The sequence below is a fragment of the Desulfosarcina ovata subsp. ovata genome (genome assembly GCF_009689005.1).
GTDB classification, from domain to species: domain Bacteria; phylum Desulfobacterota; class Desulfobacteria; order Desulfobacterales; family Desulfosarcinaceae; genus Desulfosarcina; species Desulfosarcina ovata.
This window is the reverse complement of sequence record NZ_AP021879.1, coordinates 4483939-4499994: the sequence shown is the minus strand read 5'-3', so window position 1 is coordinate 4499994 and position 16056 is coordinate 4483939. Positions and strand designations below refer to the sequence as shown.

Below are 16056 nucleotides of genomic sequence, written 5' to 3'. Positions count from 1 at the left end.
ATGCAAGAAGATAGAATTCGCTTTCCATCCGGCGAACTGGAGATGGATGGATTGTACTGCCCCAACCGCTCGCCGCGTGCCGTTGCGGTAACCCATCCCCACCCCCTTTATGGTGGTGACATGTTCAATCCCGTGGTCGAAGCCATCGTTGCCGCCTATCAAAAACACGGCTTTGGTACGTTGCGCTTTAATTTCCGGGGAACCGGCAAGAGCACCGGTACATATGATGAAGGTCTCGGAGAGCAAGACGATGTGGTGGCGGCAGTCGATTTTCTGAGGGATCAGGGATTTGACGAAATTCACCTTTCTGGATATTCGTTTGGAACCTGGGTCAACGCCATGGCCCTGCAGGATCGACTATCGGTGCGGCAACTGACGATGGTTTCCCCACCGGTGGCCTTCATGGAATTCAAATCGCAAATCCGCCTGCCGGCCCTCTCCGCCGTGGTTACCGGCAGCGAGGATGAAATCGCCCCACCACACCTGATTCAACCAATGATTGACGAATGGAATCGCCATGCCCGGTTTACGATCATCCAAGGCGCCGATCATTTCTTCTTCGGATTCCTGGATGACTTGGCAGCAACCCTTTCCGAGTCAATTCAGGTTGCCGGAAATAAATAATTCCCCAGATCGCGCCGGATTTGGGGTCGTCTACAAGGCGCCGGCACCGGTGCATATCGGGGAATATGTGCCGGTGCCGGCAACGCGGTAGACGGGCACAAAGACCAGCAGGATGGAGGAATTATTTATTTCCGGCAACCTTAGCCAATTATCAACGACTGCATCCGACGTCCCCATCAATTGACGGCTTGACACCCCTGCCATTGTTGAATAGACTTTTCTCAATGGCAGGCATTTTGCCCGATGACCTTGCGGCAATTGAGTACAGGCGCCACCCCAACGCTGAGGCTCCCTTTTCCCTGGCCTTCCGCATATTTGATGAATGTGCCATCGCAACTTTGTTGACCTTTACCGATCTCCTTCCATGCGGCATCCGAAACGCCCCAACCATCGGGTCGTCTTGAGCGTTGATGCGTCAACCCATAACCGGAAGGAGACGCCATGAAAGCCATTCATCAGATGATCGAAGAGCATGTCCGGCGCTGGGAAATTTCCAGGAAAGAAGAAAAAGAAACAAAGCCATTGCCCGTGATCACCCTCTCCAGGGAACCGGGAAGCGGTGGAAAACTGGTGGCCCGGGCGGTGGCCGACCGGCTTGGCCTGGATCTTTTTGATCAGCAGGTCATTAATGCCATGGCCGACAATGCCGACACCACGACCCGGGTGATTCAAACCCTGGACGAAAGGGGGGTCTCCATGATCGAAGACTGGGTCTCGGCAGCCATCAGTGACCGGCACCTCTGGCCGGACGAGGTTTCCCGCGTGCTGATGCGGGTAATCAGCGCCATCGGCCGGCACGGCAGGGCCATTATCGTGGGGCGCGGCGCCAACTTTATCCTGCCTCCGGAAGCCCGTTTCCGGACGCGCATCATCGCCCCCCTGGAAAACCGCGTCAGTCGGGTCGCCGAAACCCACGGGGTGTCAAAAGATGATGCCAGACGCCGGGTGCTGCGGACCGAATCCGATCGTCGGGCCTTTGTGCGCAAGTACTTCCACAGTGACATCAGTGATCCGGTCAATTACGACATGATTCTCAACACCGCGACGCTGTCTGTCGAATCAGCAGCAGCGGCAATCTGTGCAGCGCTGAGCTGACCGTTTGCCAGAAAATGGGGGATGACGTGTGGAAATTAGGTGTTGGACTGAGAACGGTGGGTCACCAGCCCGTAAAGCTGGGAGACCAGCATCCCCGCCAACATCAACACACAGCCGATCATGGCCCGGCCGGCCATGACTTCGTCAAGAACCAACCACCCTCCCACCGCAGCAAAGACCGACTCCAGGCAAAGCAAAATGGCAGCGTGGGCCGGGTGGGCGTCGCGCTGGGCAACCACTTGCAGGGTGTAGGCCACGCCCACGGAAAGCACACCACCGTACAGGATCGCCGTTGAGGCCGCGGCAACCCTGGCCACGCTGGCCGTTTCGATCCCCACGGCCGTGGCCAGACTGGCCAGGGCGCACACCATGAACTGGACAAATGCCAATTTCAGGCTGTCGGTTTTAGGCGACACCCAACCAATCAGATGAATATGGGCAGCCCACAGCAAGGCCCCCAGAAGTTCAAGAAAATCACCGAAAGAAATTGTGAACCCACTTTTTATACTGAGCAAATACAATCCGATGGCGGCCATCAGGGCGCCCAGCCAAGTGCCCGCGTTGGTCTGCTGCCCCCATAACAGCCCCATGATGGGGACGAGCACCACATAAAGACCGGTGATAAATCCGGCATTGCCAGCAGTGGTGTAAACGAGCCCCACCTGCTGCAGCGAAGCGCCCCCAAATAGGGCCAGGCCGGCAAGACTGCCATAGAACAACAGCTTGGGCTGGCTGCCGGGGAAGTGGCGTGCCGGTTGACGGGCAGACTGTCCGCGGTTGCGCCAGATGAAGGGCACCAACACCAACGCACCCAAAAGAAAACGGATGCCGTTGAAGGTAAACGGCCCCACGTGATCCATTCCCACCCGCTGGGCCACAAAGGCAAAGCCCCAGATGGTGGCCGTCAGCAGGCAAAGCAGGTCCGACTTCAAGTAACGGGGCATCTACTGGTTTCCAAATCCGTTGAGGCCACCGCAATCCGGACATTGCCAGGTGATTCCATTACAAGAAAGGCCCCACACGTTTTCATACATGCATTCCTGGCACATCATAAATCCACACCGGCAGGTCCAGCAAAAAGGAAATTCCTTTCCACAGCAATGACAGATTTTGGGTTGCTTGAGCCGGCGCTGCCGGCGGCTCATTGGAGCGACAGATTCATTCATGGCTGACCGTTAACTGGCTGACATCTTGTTGTTATAAGAACAAAGTGCTACCATGCGCCCATCACATGGAAACGATACTAACTAGTGTCCATCCAGAAATAGGAAAATTTGTTCGAGATCAAGGCGCACGAAAAATTTTACCACAGGCATATGGTTGATATTCCGAGGATAAAATTTTTCGCGCAACAAAGATATCGGGCAAATTGGCCATTTCTGGATAGGCACTAACTAATCCAGGAGTTCAATCGTGTCAACGCCAACCCACGCGACTTCGGCAGGTAAAATGCCGACTCTCTACCTGATCGACGGCAGCGCCTATATTTACCGCGCTTACCATGCGGTTCGGGGGCTGTCCAACAGCAACGGGCTGCCCACCAACGCAACATTCGGCTTTACCCGTATGCTGATCAAGCTGATGGCCGATCGCAACCCCAGCCATGTGGCCATGTTTTTCGATGCCAAAGGTCCGACCTTCCGTCACGAACGTTTTGCCGATTACAAGGCCAACCGGCCGCCCATGCCCGAAGATCTGGTTCAGCAATTGCCCTGGATCCGCAAAGTGACCGAAGCGTTCAACATTCCGGTGTTTGAGATGAGCGGTTACGAAGCCGACGACCTCATCGGTACACTGGCCCGCCATGGGGAAGCCAACGGTTTCCGTGTGATCATAGTCACCGGAGACAAGGACTTCATGCAGCTGGTGACGCCCCACTGCACCATCTGGGACCCCATGAAAGACAAGGTCATCGATACCGCGGCCATCGACCAAGCCTTCGAACTGGAGCCCCGGCAGATGATCGATGTCATGGGATTTTCCGGTGATACGGCGGATAACATCCCGGGCGTCCCGGGAATCGGTCAGAAAACAGCGGTCAAATTGATCCATACCTTCGGCAGCATGGAGGGGGTCTATGACGGCATCGACACGATTCGTGCGAAAAAACAGAAGCAGAACCTGATTCAGTTCAAGGATCAGGCCCTGCTCAGCCGTGAACTGGTCACCATCGATCAGAATGCCCCCATTGAATTCGATCCGCAGCGATTGAAAGCCCAGGATGCCGATGACGATGCCCTGACCCGGCTGTTTGCCGAACTGGAGTTCCGGCAACTCCAACAGGAATATGCCCACCAGGACCAATCCATCCAGCGGCACTATGCGGCCATCATGGACAGCACTGCGCTGGACCGTCTGATCCAGCGTCTGAAAACCTCCGGGCGCTTTGCCCTGGATACCGAAACCACCGCCCTGGACCCCATGCGGGCCCGTCTCGTCGGCCTCTCCTTCGCCGTGAAGCCCGGTGAGGCGTGGTACATCCCTGTGGGGCACAACTACCTGGGAGCCCCCGAGCAGCTCCCCTTGCAAACGGTCCTGGACCGCCTGCAGCCGGTTCTTGCCGATCCCGCCATTGAAAAAATCGGCCAGAACATCAAGTATGACTGGGCGGTGCTGCGACGCCACGGCGTGGAACTCGCCGGCGTGACCTTCGACACCATGGTGGCCTCATACCTGATCGAGCCGGCCAAACGCGCCCACGGATTGGATCAGATCGCCTTGGACTATCTGGGCCACAAAAACATCCGCTACGAAGAGGTCGCCGGAAAAGGCAAAAACGCGGTCACGTTCGACCAGGTGACGATCGACAAAGCGATCCCCTACGCCTGCGAGGATGCCGACATCACTCTCTCGGCCCATGAGATATTCCTTCCGCGACTGGAAGCGGACGGATTGAGCGACCTGATGAAAAATGTGGAGATGCCCCTGCTGCCGGTTCTTCTGGAGATGGAAATGACCGGTATCTGCGTGGACCGGGAGAAGCTTCACGACCTTTCCAAATCCTTTGCCGGCCAGCTTGAATTGTTAGAACGCGAAATTTATCTGCAGGCCGGCGAGACATTCAATATCAACTCCTCCCAGCAACTGGGCCATATTCTCTTCGAAAAGCTCAAACTGCCGGTCCAGAAGAAAACCAAGAAAAAAACCGGCTACTCCACCGACGTGGAGGTCCTCACCACCCTGGCGCGCAGCCATGAACTGCCGGCCCTGGTGCTGCGCCACCGCAGCCTGGCCAAGCTGAAATCAACCTATGCCGACGCCCTTCTGGATCTAATTCATCCGCAGACCGGCCGGATCCACACCTCTTTCAACCAGACCGTGGCCGCCACCGGGCGGCTGAGCAGCAGCGATCCCAATCTGCAGAACATCCCCATCCGCACCGCAGAGGGCCGCGAAATTCGCAAGGCGTTCGTGCCCCGTGAAGGCTGGCGGCTGCTCTCGGCGGACTACTCCCAGATCGAACTGCGCATCCTGGCCCACTGTTCCGGCGATCCGATCCTGATTCAGTCCTTCAAGGAAGACGAGGACATCCATACGCGAACGGCCACCGAAGTGTTCGAGATCTTTCCTCAGATGGTCACCGACGAGCTGCGCCGCCAGGCCAAGGCGATCAACTTCGGGATCATTTACGGGATGAGCGCCTTCGGTCTGGCCCGGGAGCTGGAAATCAGCAACAAAATGGCCCAGACCTATATCGATCACTATTTTTCCCGCTACCAGGGCGTCAAGGCATTCATCGATCAGACCATTCAAAAGGCTCACGAAACCCGCCGGACCAGCACGCTTTTGGGCCGAATCCGGCAACTGCCCGACATCGCCAGCAGCAATCGCAATGTGCGCCAGTTTGCCGAACGCACTGCCATCAACACCCCCATCCAGGGAACGGCCGCCGATTTGATCAAACTGGCCATGATCCGTGTGGACCGGGCCCTGCGGAAAGACCGCATGCAAACCGCCATGCTGCTCTCCGTCCATGACGAAATGATCTTCGAGGTACCGCCCGGGGAACTCGAAGCGGCCAAAGCCCTGGTACGCGAAGCGATGGAAAACGTCTGGGAACTGGCCGTGCCCCTGAAGGTCAACATCGCCGAGGGACGGAACTGGGCCGAAGCCCACTGAAAAAATGGAAGCCATGACCGAATCCGGCGAGTTTACCTTTTCCTACACCGCCTGATATGTCGCCAGAATGACTCGAACCGGGGAGGGATTATGCCTCCCCGCCGCTTTCGTCCGCAACATCCCCATCCACGGACTGCTTGACGGTTTCATCCACCGACCGGTAGATGGATTTAAAGGCTTCGGGGAATCCCGTGGGTGAAATCCGTCCCGTCTCAATGAATTTGACCACAATCTCCTTGGTGGCCCGCAGGATCTGCTCGTCCAGACTCGTCTTTCTCATCAGCACCCGCCTTATTGGTTATATTGGTATATATTCAGACCTGTTAACAGGAAGCATAGCCGAAGTCAACCGTGGCTTGCGGCGGCATTTAACACCGCTTGAAACCTTTTGAGACAACAGAACATTTGACACGCTTTGCCCCATCCATTAATAAGCATGCCAAACCAATCAACGGGAGCACGTAATGAAATCCTATGACCATACCCTTCGTTACACCGTGGACAAGCCAGAGGTGGTGACCACCGATATGCTTGATCCCATCGAATATGCCTACCAGAGCAAACGCGATATTGTGATTACCATTTCACAGCCAGAATTCACCTCGGTCTGCCCGATGACCGGTCTGCCCGATTTCGGCACGATCAACATCCGCTACACACCGGACCAGTTCATCGTTGAACTCAAATCCCTGAAATACTACCTGCTGCAGTTCCGCAATGTGGGCATGTTTTACGAACATGTTTCCAACCGGATTCTCGACGATCTGGTGACGGTGCTGAAACCCAAATTCATGGAGGTCACCGGCGATTTCACCTCCCGCGGGGGCCTGACCACCAACGTCTGCGCCCGTTATGAGGCCACTTCATGATCGGCGCCAGAGTAAAAATCCGGCTATTGGCGCTGCTGGCCATTGCGGCCCTGATTTCCGGTTGCGGTATTGCGGCCTCATACCGTCCGGCGGAAACCAAAAGCATCCGCGATTTTTCGGCACATGACCGCTATCACAAAAAGGTCGGTGTCATGGCCCTGACCAACAATACCTTCTTTACCAGCGGCCAGGCAACAACCCCCTTCATGGAAGCGTTTTTGACAAGCATGTCGGAAAACGCGCCCGATGCGCAGCTGACCATTCCGGGAAAAACCGATATTCCCCCGTTTTTGTTGAACCCACCCCGGATCAACAAGGGTGAGATGGATGCGTTCAAGCTGGCTGCCCTGGCGCGGCAGGAGGGATTCAACATGGTGGTCAGCCCGGTACTCATGGATATCCGGGTGCGCAAAGAGAACACGGGCTTCTGGTTCTTCAGGGATGTCGCCTACCATCTGCAGATCCAGACCGCTGCAGCCGTTTATGACAGCATCACCGGCGCACGCCTGACCTTGAACCTCCTTACCGATGAAGTCGATATCGATGACCAACAGGCCGAAGCGATAAAAAACGGGCAGGAGATGATGGTGGAAGACCTGGTCGAGGTCGTCGGGGAGATGGGGGAAGAACTGGGTGAGCAGATGGGCGAGGCGATCAATGCAACCATCTGGCTATCCGCCATCATTTCAACGGATGATGGGACCTGCCTCATCCCAGCCGGCAGCCAGGTGGGTATCCAACCGGGAGACCGTTTCAGCGTGCTTCAAGGCGGCGAAATCCTGACCGGGCTGGGAGACCAGCGCTATATCGTTCCCGGGCTAAAAATCGGGGAGATCCGCATCAGCCAGGTCGCCCCGCGGCAATCCTCCGCCACGGTCGACACCGATAACCTTCCCCCGGTGGGCAGCATCGTGGTTCCCGGAACCTAAGGATCCGGCAGCGCATCGATGGATCGTGCATACTGCCGGATCCGCTCCAGGGCCTCGGCTTCAGAGGCAACAAAACGAATACTGTTGCGAAACTGCGCAGCATTGCGCATCCCCTTGACAAACCAGCACAACCGGCTGCGCATCATGCGGCAGGCCAACGCCTCCCCCAGATAACGAACCGAATCCTTCAGATAGGTGACCATGATTTCGATACGCTGGCCATCCGTCACCACCGGCGGCACACGCCCCTCGGTAGCCGCCAGGATCTGACTGAAAATCACGGGATGGCCGATGGCGGCCCGGCCGACCATCACACCGTCGCAACCGGTCTCCGCGCGCATGCGCAGGGCATCCGCCGCCGTGTTCACGTCACCGTTGCCAATCACCGGAATGGACAACGCCTGTTTCACCGCGGTGATAATCCGCCAATCCGCCTTTCCGGCAAACCCCTGGGTGGCCGTGCGCGGGTGAACCGCCACCGCGTCGATACCGGCATCCTCGGCCAGCCGGGCGATCGCCAAGGCCTGCATGCCCGAAGCATCCCAGCCCGAGCGGATCTTAATCGTCAGCGGAATGGAAACCGCCTGGCGAACGGCATGGATGATCCGGCAGGCCAGCGCGGGATCCTTCATCAGGGCCGACCCCGAGTTGCTTTTCAGGATTTTCCTGACCGAACAGCCAAAATTGATATCGATAATGGCCGCTCCGGACTGCTCGACAATTTTCGCCGCATCAGCCATCATTTGCGGGTTGGCCCCGAAAATCTGCACCGAGAGGGGTTTTTCATCGGGGGTACTATCCAACATTTGCATGGTCTTTCCGGAGTTGTACACCAGCCCGTTGGAACTGATCATCTCCGAGCAGACCAATCCGCATCCGGCCTTCTTGGCCAACAGCCGCATGGGCAGGTTGGTGATGCCCGCCAAAGGCGCAAAAACGGTAAAATTGGGAATCTCGACGTTGGCGATCCTCATCTCGTCCCTCTCCGATCACACGCCGGATTGGCATAGCAGAACAGGCAGTTGTGGTAGCAGGGATGCAGGCGGTAGGAACCCACATCCACAGACTGGGTGCACCCGCAGCCCATCACCTTGCGCTGACCGGCATCGGACCGCAGGGAAACCCGGCCGCCATACAGGGCCATGATCCGCCGGCCGGAAATGCAGGCGCCGGCACGGACGGTGGACGTCTGGGGAAGACCATCCAGAATGGATTTTTCGCAACACAGGGTCAGTTGAACGTTCAGGGGCGCCAGAATCTTTTCCATTGACAGCAAAATGGTCTTTTTTTCGGCCACAGATGGCAATGAAAACGCCACCTTATTCCTTGCCCGTCGGGCAATCTTCGCATAGTGGTCCATGAAGCTGGTCGTACAGGTTGAAATGCCGCATCGCCCGGCGGCCCCGGCGATAACCGCAAAATCGGCCAGGTTGGTTCGGGCCTCTCCCGCAGGCGTGGAATAATGGCAGATGGGATCGAAACGCCATTGAACGGCCGTTGCACCGAATCGCCGGCACAGCTGATCAAGCTGGTCGATGCGCCGGTCCAGGGGCGGTACCGACGGTTCCAGCAGCGGATCCCGGGAATTGACCGTAAAGTTGAAAAGCAGGTGATACCCCATGGTCTGGAGGCGTTCGCCGTAGCCGCCGTCCAGAAAAGGGCCGAAATTTTTCGACCAGAACACGATGGTGTGCACGCGCTGCGGTGAGACGGCCACCTGCCGGACTTGCCGGTTGAAGGGATTCTCTACGTCGATATGCCCACGGGAGATCCCTTGCATGAACCAGGGCATGTAAAAAGCGGGGATGTCCGTTCGCCTGGAAACGGAGAGAACCTGTTTCAGTTCATTTGCCATAGTGGAACGGTTACCGTTTGAACTTATCCTTAAAAGAAATAACCGTGGCGCTACCATCCTCCTTTTCAACGGATGGTGTTTCCGGTTCCTGCTCGTCATGGCGGTCTTCTTCAGGGGAAATGTCCGGGCAGACCACCAACTCCAGACGCATGCGCTTGCCGTTCATGGTAAATTCGTCGCCCATAATGTAGCGATCCCGCAAAATCCAGGTCACCACCTGAAGCGGGATCTGGAGCATCAGCAGCTTGACATGGTACCAGTCGGGCTTGTTATCGGGCAGGATCGATTCGATCCGGGCAAAACTTAACGGCTGATCCTCAAAGTGGATCAGCACGACATCATTTTCGGTAGCCATACATCCATCCTTTTCCGTTTTCGGGTAAACTGTGGCCCCATGTATAGGAGTGCCGGCCGCCCCCTGTCAACACGGGAAGGCAGCTGCCGGCAAAACCATTGACCTGTAAAAGCATATGCCCTAAAATCGACTCCATTCACAGCCAACCGTCCCGCCAACCAAGGAGGCCTTCCGGTGACCCGATATCGCATCCACCCCATCGTCATGGGAACCAAACAGTTCGATAAAGGCATGATGACCTATCAGCACGATTACGGCAAACCCTACACCATTCCGATTTATTGCTGGTATCTGGAGGGCGGGGACCGGACCATCATTGTGGATACCGGCGAAATGCATCCGGTCCGGTCGGAGGATCGCGAGCAGGCCATCGGCGGACGGATCTATACCTTCGAGGAAGGGCTGGACCGGCACGGTCTGACACCCGAAGGCATCGACTTGGTAATTCATACCCATCTGCACAACGACCACTGCGAAAACGACTATAAGTGCACCAACGCCGAGTTCATTGTGCACGCCAAAGAGCTGGCGCGGATCCACGATCCCCATCCGCTGGACTTCAGGTATGTGGAAGATTATATCGAGGATGTGGAAGAAAACGGACAATTGCGAATCGTCGAGCAGGATACCACCATTGCCGACGGCATCCGCGTCATGCACACGCCGGCCCATACCGAGGGCGGCCTGACCGTCCTGGTGGAAACGGACGGCGGCACGGCGGCGATTACCGGATTTTGCGTCATCAACGAAAATTTCTTCCCGCCCAAATCGATTCTTGCCATGGAGATGGACGTGATTCCACCGGGAACCCATGTCAATGCCTACGCGGCCTATGACATCATGATCAAGGTCAAACAGATGGCCGACATTCTGCTGCCCTTGCACGAACCGGCCTTTGCCGACGGCAAACCGATTCCATGACTGAATTTTCATTCAGCAATGCACCCACACCGGAACCGAAACCATCCTCTGGTGAATCGTGAGAAAATAAATTTACACGGCAGGTGGTTAGCTATTCCTGCGCGAACACTCAAGCATGGTTTGGGCTTGACAACTCATTTTAGCGGGTGATAAATGAATGAGTATTCATTCAGTAAATACGCTTGCAGGAGGAAATATTATGATCAGAAAAATCAGGAAAGCGGCGGTCATCGGCAGCGGCGTGATGGGCGGTGGTATTGCCGCGCTTCTGGCCAGTGCCGGCATCCAGACGTTGCTGCTGGACATTGTCCCCTTTGATCTCAAGGAGGAGGAGAAAAGCGACCCGGTGGCGAGAAACCGGATCGCCAAGGCCGGGCTGGACACGGTGATCATGACCCGACCTGCATTACTCATGCAACCCAAGGATGTCGACCGGATCCGCATCGGCAACCTCGAGGACGACTTCGGTAAGCTGGCCGAGTGCGACTGGATCGTCGAAGTGGTCGTCGAAAACCTGAAGATCAAACAGGACCTGTTCAAACGCATCGAAGCGATCCGCAAACCCGGTGCCATCGTCTCGTCCAACACCTCCGGCATTCCCCTGAAGCGCATGAGCGAGGGTCTGGGAAGCGACTTCAAACAGCATTTTCTGGGCACTCATTTCTTCAACCCGGTTCGTTACATGAAGTTGCTGGAAATCATTCCCGGTGAAGCGACCCTGCCCGACGTACTTGCCTTCATGGCCGATTTCGGCGAACGCATCCTCGGCAAGGGGATCGTCCGGGCCAAGGATACGCCCAACTTTGTCGGCAACCGCATCGGAGTCCAGGGCATGGTCAAAGCCATGCAACTGATGATCGACATGGGGCTCACCATCCCCGAAGTGGATGCCCTGTTCGGACCGGCCATGGGGCGCCCGAAAACCGCCATGTTCAAAACTGCCGATCTGGTCGGTCTGGACACCCTGGCCCATGTGGCCAAAAACACCCATGATCTGATTCCTGATGACGAAGCCCGCGCCGATTTCATCGCCCCTGAATTCATCGCCAAGATGCTCGCTGCCAAAATGCTCGGTAAAAAAACCAAGGTCGGCTTTTACAAAACCGACCTGACCCCCGAGTGGAAAAAAATCCGCAAAGTGATCGATCCGGCAACCCTGGCGCATGCCGAATACGCAAAACCGGATTTCCCCTGTCTGGCCGCGGCCAAACAGGCCAAGGGCCTGGCCGAAAAGATGAAGGCGATCGTTTACGGAGAAGACAAAGGCGCCCGGTTCGCCTGGAAGGCCCTGGCCAGCAACCTGATCTACGCGGCCAACCGCATTCCCGAAATTGCCGACACCATCGTTGAAATCGACAATGCCATGCGCTGGGGCTTCAACTTTGAAATGGGGCCCTTCGAAACCTGGGATGCCATTGGTGTAAAGGCGTCCGTGGCCAAAATGGAAGCCGACGGATTCAGCGTTCCCGAAAAAATCAAGGCCATGCTGACCGCCGGCAATGATCGTTTCTACAAACGGGGAAACGGCACCCCCACCTATTACGACTTTTCCACCGGCGATTACCAACCGGTCAAGGTCAACGCCAACATCATCTCCCTGCCCGGTCTCAAGGCGGACAACCGAACTACCGTCAAAACCTGCCCGTCGGCGTCGCTGGTGGACCTTGGCGACAACATTTTCTGCCTGGAATTCCACACCAAAATGAACGCCATCAATGGCGAGATCGTCGATTTCATGGCCGATGCCATGGAATATGTGGATGCCAATGGGTCGGGGCTGGTGATCGGCAACCAGGCCGGCGGCATGCCCGGCGCATTCTGTGCCGGTGGCGACCTGGCCTACATGGCCGGTCTGGCCAAGACGGGCAAATACGCCGAGATCGAGGCCTTCCTCAAAAAAGCGCAGACGGGCATGCAGACGGTGCGCTACGCCTCCTTTCCCGTGGTGGCGGCCCCCTATGGCCTGACCCTGGGTGGCGGCTGCGAAGTCTGCATCGGCGCGGCCGACAAAATTGTGGCCCACAGTGAACTGTACATGGGCCTGGTGGAAATCGGCGTCGGTCTATTGCCCGGCGGCGGCGGCTGCCTGAACCTGTGGAAAAAGATGACCGCCGACATCCCCGAGGCAGTCACCGACGTGGACCTGACCAAATTCTTCGTTCCCACCTTCATGAATATCGCCATGGCCAAAGTCTCCATGTCCGCTGCCGAGGCCCGGGCCAACGGCTTTCTCGGGCCGTGCGACCGCATTGTTTTCAATCGCGACCACCTGATCGGTGAGGCCAAGAAGGAGGTCCTCAGGATGGTTGACGAAGGCTATGCGCCGCCGGTCAACCGTCCTCTCAAGGTAGTCGGCGCAGCGGCCCAGGGAATGATCGATTCCGAACTGTATAACATGCAATCGGCCAAGTTTATCAGCGAATACGATGCATTCCTGGCCAGGCGGATCGCCTGGGTGATCAGCGGCGGCGACGTGCGCGCCAACAGCCTGGTGGATGAATCGGTCATCCTCACCCTGGAGAGAGAAGCGTTCGTTGATTTCTGGAAGCAGGAAAAGACCGTGGCTCGCGTCGAGCACATGCTGACCACCGGCAAGCCGCTGAGGAACTAACGCACTTTCCCCATCCTTATCTCAAAGGAGGATTTCCCATGAGAGACGCCTATATCGTCACATCCGTCAGGACCCCCGGCTGCCGCCGGGCCAAGGGTGCCTTCAAAGATACCCGGCCGGATGACCTGCTGGCCTTTATCCTTATGGCGGCCATGGAAAAGAACGGCAAGATCGAGACGAAAGAGATCGACGACATCATGATCGGCTGCTCCTTTCCCGAAGCCGAGCAGGGGCTCAACATCGGCCGCATGGCTTCCCAGATTGCCGGATTCCCCGTCACGGTTTCCGGCGCCACGGTCAGCCGCTTCTGCTCATCCGGTCTGGAAGCCATTGCTCAGGCATCCTTGCGCGTGATGGCCGGATGGTCCGAGATCACCATTGGCGGCGGGGTCGAATCGATGACCTTTGTGCCCATACCCGGCTACATGCCCCGCCCGCATCCCGAGTATTCCCGGGAGCACGCCGACCTCTACGCCTCCATGGGCATCACGGCGGAAAACGTAGCCAACCGCTACCAGATCTCCCGCGCCGACCAGGACGCCTTTGCCTATGAATCCCAGATGAAATCCGCCAAAGCCCAAAAAGAAGGGCTGTTCAGCGAAATCGTGCCCACCCCGGCCAGCCGTTATGTACGACAGGACAATGGAACCTACAAGAAGGAAACCTTCATCCAGGCGACCGATGACGGCGTACGGGCCGGCACGACCCTGGAAGGGTTGGCCAAACTGCATCCGGTGTTTGCCCTGGGTGGCTCGGTCACGGCCGGCAACTCCTCCCAGACCACCGATGGCGCTGCGGTATCGATCATTGCCAGTGACACCGCCGTAAAAAAATACGGCCTCACGCCCATCGCAAAACTGAAGATGTACACCACCATCGGCTGCGAACCGGACGAAATGGGGGTCGGTCCGCGCTATGCGATTCCCAAGCTGCTCCACCTGGCCGGCCTGAAAACCAGCGATATCGGCCTGTGGGAGATCAACGAAGCCTTTGCCTCCCAGGCGCTTTACTGCATCCGGGAGCTGGGACTGGCCGACCGCATGGATTCGATCAACATCAACGGCGGCGCCATTGCCCTGGGCCACCCTCTGGGATGCACCGGCGCCAAACTGTGCGCCACCCTGCTGACCAATATGCAGCGCAAAGGCGTTCAATACGGTGTGGAATCCATGTGCATCGGCGGTGGCATGGGCGCTGCGGCGCTTTTCGAGTTGTGCGGATGAAAATGTAGCCCTCCATATAGATCGGCGCCAGGAATCATTTTTCTACAGGTTGCCATCGGATAAAAACAATCGCGGCTGTCCAAAAGGAGAGCCGCGATGGCTTTTTTGGGTTTGCATCTTGGGAATGCCTGTGCTACTGGCAGTCTATACAAGAAAAGAAAGGTCGTTCAGCAATGCTTCAGGCAGCAGCCCCTCGCACTTCTTATTACGGTTTTTATTTTTATTACTGCCGAGGTGCGCCTGTGGACTGCTGACCCCCCAAGACATTATCCGGAAAAAGCAACAGCCGCAGGCGAAACCGCCTGCGGCTGTTTTATTTTTTTAAACAACATCCATCCACAGGAAAGGAACAATATCATGGAAAAGACGTACGACATCCACGTAGAAAAATTCGTTCCGCTGATTTCCCCCTCCCAGTTGAAAGACCGCATTCCGCTCAGCCAGGCATCCCACGAAACCGTGGTGGCCGGCCGCCGGGCGATCGCCGATATCCTGGGGGGCAAGGATCCCCGGTTGCTGGTCGTCACCGGGCCCTGCTCGATCCACGATGAAAAAGCGGCCCTGGACTATGCCGCGCGCCTGAAAGCCCTCGGCGACCGGGTCAATGATACGATGCTCCTGGTCATGCGCACCTACTTTGAAAAACCGCGCACCACGGTGGGCTGGAAAGGGTTGATCAACGATCCGTGGCTCAACGGCAGTTACGATATCGGTACCGGTCTGGAGCGTGCACGCCGCCTGCTGGTCCAAATCACTGAAATGGGTGTTCCGACGGCCACCGAGATGCTGGACAGCATCGTCCCCCAGTACATTGCCGGGCTGGTCTGCTGGGCCGCCATTGGTGCACGAACAACCGAATCCCAAACGCACCGGGAGATGGCCAGTGGGCTCTCCATGCCGGTGGGGTTTAAAAACTGCACCGACGGCAGCCTCGCTACGGCCATCAATGCCATGATTGCCGCCCGATCATCCCAGTCTTTTCTGGGGATCGATCCCGATGGCCAAGCCTGTATCGTCAAGACCACCGGAAATCCCCACGCGCATATCGTGTTGCGCGGCGGCACCCGCCCCAACTACGATACGGTCAGCATCAATGAGGCGGTCTCCATGCTATCGGCCAAGGATCTGACCCGCTCGATCCTGGTCGACTGCTCCCATGACAATTCAAGAAAAAATCACGAATTGCAGGCATCGGTCTGGCAGGATGTGATCAACCAGCGTATCGACGGCAATAAAAGCATTATCGGTCTGATGCTGGAAAGCAATCTGAACGCGGGCAATCAGAAAAACACCGGCGATCTGGCGGCCATGGCGTATGGTGTTTCCATCACCGATGCCTGCATTGATTGGGAAACCACCGAGCAGTTGATCATCTCCGCCCATGAACAGCTCAGCCACGCCAACACAGCCGCCACGGATGGCGGATTCCATCGTTACAAGGTGGGATGAGCGAAT

At 57.0% G+C, this 16056-nt stretch carries 14 protein-coding genes; 9 read left to right on the top strand and 5 right to left on the bottom strand.

Features of this window, described 5'->3' with window-relative positions; genetic code table 11:
• Together GN112_RS19870 and GN112_RS19865 are read left to right on the top strand one after the other, a co-directional pair.
• Positions 1-624: an alpha/beta hydrolase gene (locus tag GN112_RS19870; protein ID WP_155311811.1), complete on the top strand. Its 624-nt coding sequence runs from the start codon at positions 1-3 to the stop codon at positions 622-624.
• A 441-nt stretch (positions 625-1065) separates the two neighbouring features.
• Positions 1066-1719: a cytidylate kinase-like family protein gene (locus GN112_RS19865; RefSeq protein WP_155311810.1), complete on the top strand. Its 654-nt coding sequence runs from the start codon at positions 1066-1068 to the stop codon at positions 1717-1719.
• Between the two features lie 35 nt (positions 1720-1754).
• On the opposite strand, the gene GN112_RS19860 is transcribed toward GN112_RS19865, so the two are convergent.
• Entirely contained in the window at positions 1755-2663 is a 909-nt protein-coding gene (locus GN112_RS19860; RefSeq protein WP_197743360.1) for a DMT family transporter, read from the bottom strand.
• 469 nt (positions 2664-3132) lie between these two features.
• Here GN112_RS19860 and polA point away from each other — a divergent pair, with 469 nt between their 5' ends.
• Entirely contained in the window at positions 3133-5838 is a 2706-nt protein-coding gene (polA, locus tag GN112_RS19855) for a DNA polymerase I (protein ID WP_331457535.1), read from the top strand.
• A gap of 88 nt (positions 5839-5926) precedes the next feature.
• Here the strand turns inward: polA and GN112_RS19850 are convergent, their stop codons facing one another.
• Positions 5927-6118, bottom strand: coding sequence for a hypothetical protein (locus GN112_RS19850; protein WP_155311809.1), 192 nt, complete (start codon positions 6116-6118; stop codon positions 5927-5929).
• A 184-nt stretch (positions 6119-6302) separates the two neighbouring features.
• Between GN112_RS19850 and queF the strand changes: the two genes are divergently transcribed.
• Together queF and GN112_RS19840 are read left to right on the top strand one after the other, a co-directional pair.
• On the top strand, positions 6303-6707 hold the full coding sequence (gene queF / locus GN112_RS19845) for a preQ(1) synthase (RefSeq protein ID WP_155311808.1): 405 nt from the start codon (positions 6303-6305) through the stop codon (positions 6705-6707).
• Entirely contained in the window at positions 6704-7636 is a 933-nt protein-coding gene (locus GN112_RS19840; protein ID WP_155311807.1) for a FlgT C-terminal domain-containing protein, read from the top strand. Before queF ends, GN112_RS19840 begins: the two co-directional genes overlap by 4 nt.
• Here the strand turns inward: GN112_RS19840 and dusB are convergent.
• From dusB to GN112_RS19825, 3 genes are read right to left on the bottom strand one after another with little or no spacing between them, the layout of a single operon-like run.
• Positions 7633-8610: a tRNA dihydrouridine synthase DusB gene (dusB, locus tag GN112_RS19835; RefSeq protein ID WP_155311806.1), complete on the bottom strand. Its 978-nt coding sequence runs from the start codon at positions 8608-8610 to the stop codon at positions 7633-7635. The two genes, GN112_RS19840 and dusB, sit on opposite strands and share 4 nt — an antisense overlap.
• Positions 8607-9491 (bottom strand): DUF1848 family protein, encoded by an 885-nt coding sequence (locus GN112_RS19830; RefSeq protein WP_162459032.1) that lies wholly within the window; start codon positions 9489-9491, stop codon positions 8607-8609. The genes dusB and GN112_RS19830 overlap by 4 nt, the downstream gene beginning before the upstream one ends.
• A 10-nt stretch (positions 9492-9501) precedes the next feature.
• Positions 9502-9846 carry a hypothetical protein gene (locus tag GN112_RS19825; RefSeq protein ID WP_155311804.1) on the bottom strand — a complete coding sequence of 115 codons (345 nt, stop codon included), beginning with the start codon at positions 9844-9846 and terminating at the stop codon, positions 9502-9504.
• A gap of 174 nt (positions 9847-10020) precedes the next feature.
• Here GN112_RS19825 and GN112_RS19820 point away from each other — a divergent pair, with 174 nt between their 5' ends.
• The 4 genes from GN112_RS19820 to GN112_RS19805 all read left to right on the top strand — a co-directional run bounded on the left by GN112_RS19820 (position 10021) and on the right by GN112_RS19805 (position 16050).
• Positions 10021-10767 (top strand): N-acyl homoserine lactonase family protein, encoded by a 747-nt coding sequence (locus GN112_RS19820; protein ID WP_174247666.1) that lies wholly within the window; start codon positions 10021-10023, stop codon positions 10765-10767.
• A 199-nt stretch (positions 10768-10966) separates the two neighbouring features.
• Entirely contained in the window at positions 10967-13378 is a 2412-nt protein-coding gene (locus tag GN112_RS19815; protein WP_155311803.1) for a 3-hydroxyacyl-CoA dehydrogenase/enoyl-CoA hydratase family protein, read from the top strand.
• Positions 13379-13416: 38 nt separating this feature from the next.
• A complete protein-coding gene (locus tag GN112_RS19810) occupies positions 13417-14601 on the top strand; it encodes a thiolase family protein (RefSeq protein WP_155311802.1) in 1185 nt (394 codons plus the stop codon).
• Between the two features lie 357 nt (positions 14602-14958).
• Positions 14959-16050, top strand: coding sequence for a 3-deoxy-7-phosphoheptulonate synthase (locus GN112_RS19805; protein ID WP_155311801.1), 1092 nt, complete (start codon positions 14959-14961; stop codon positions 16048-16050).
• The last annotated feature ends 6 nt before the right edge of the window (positions 16051-16056 follow it).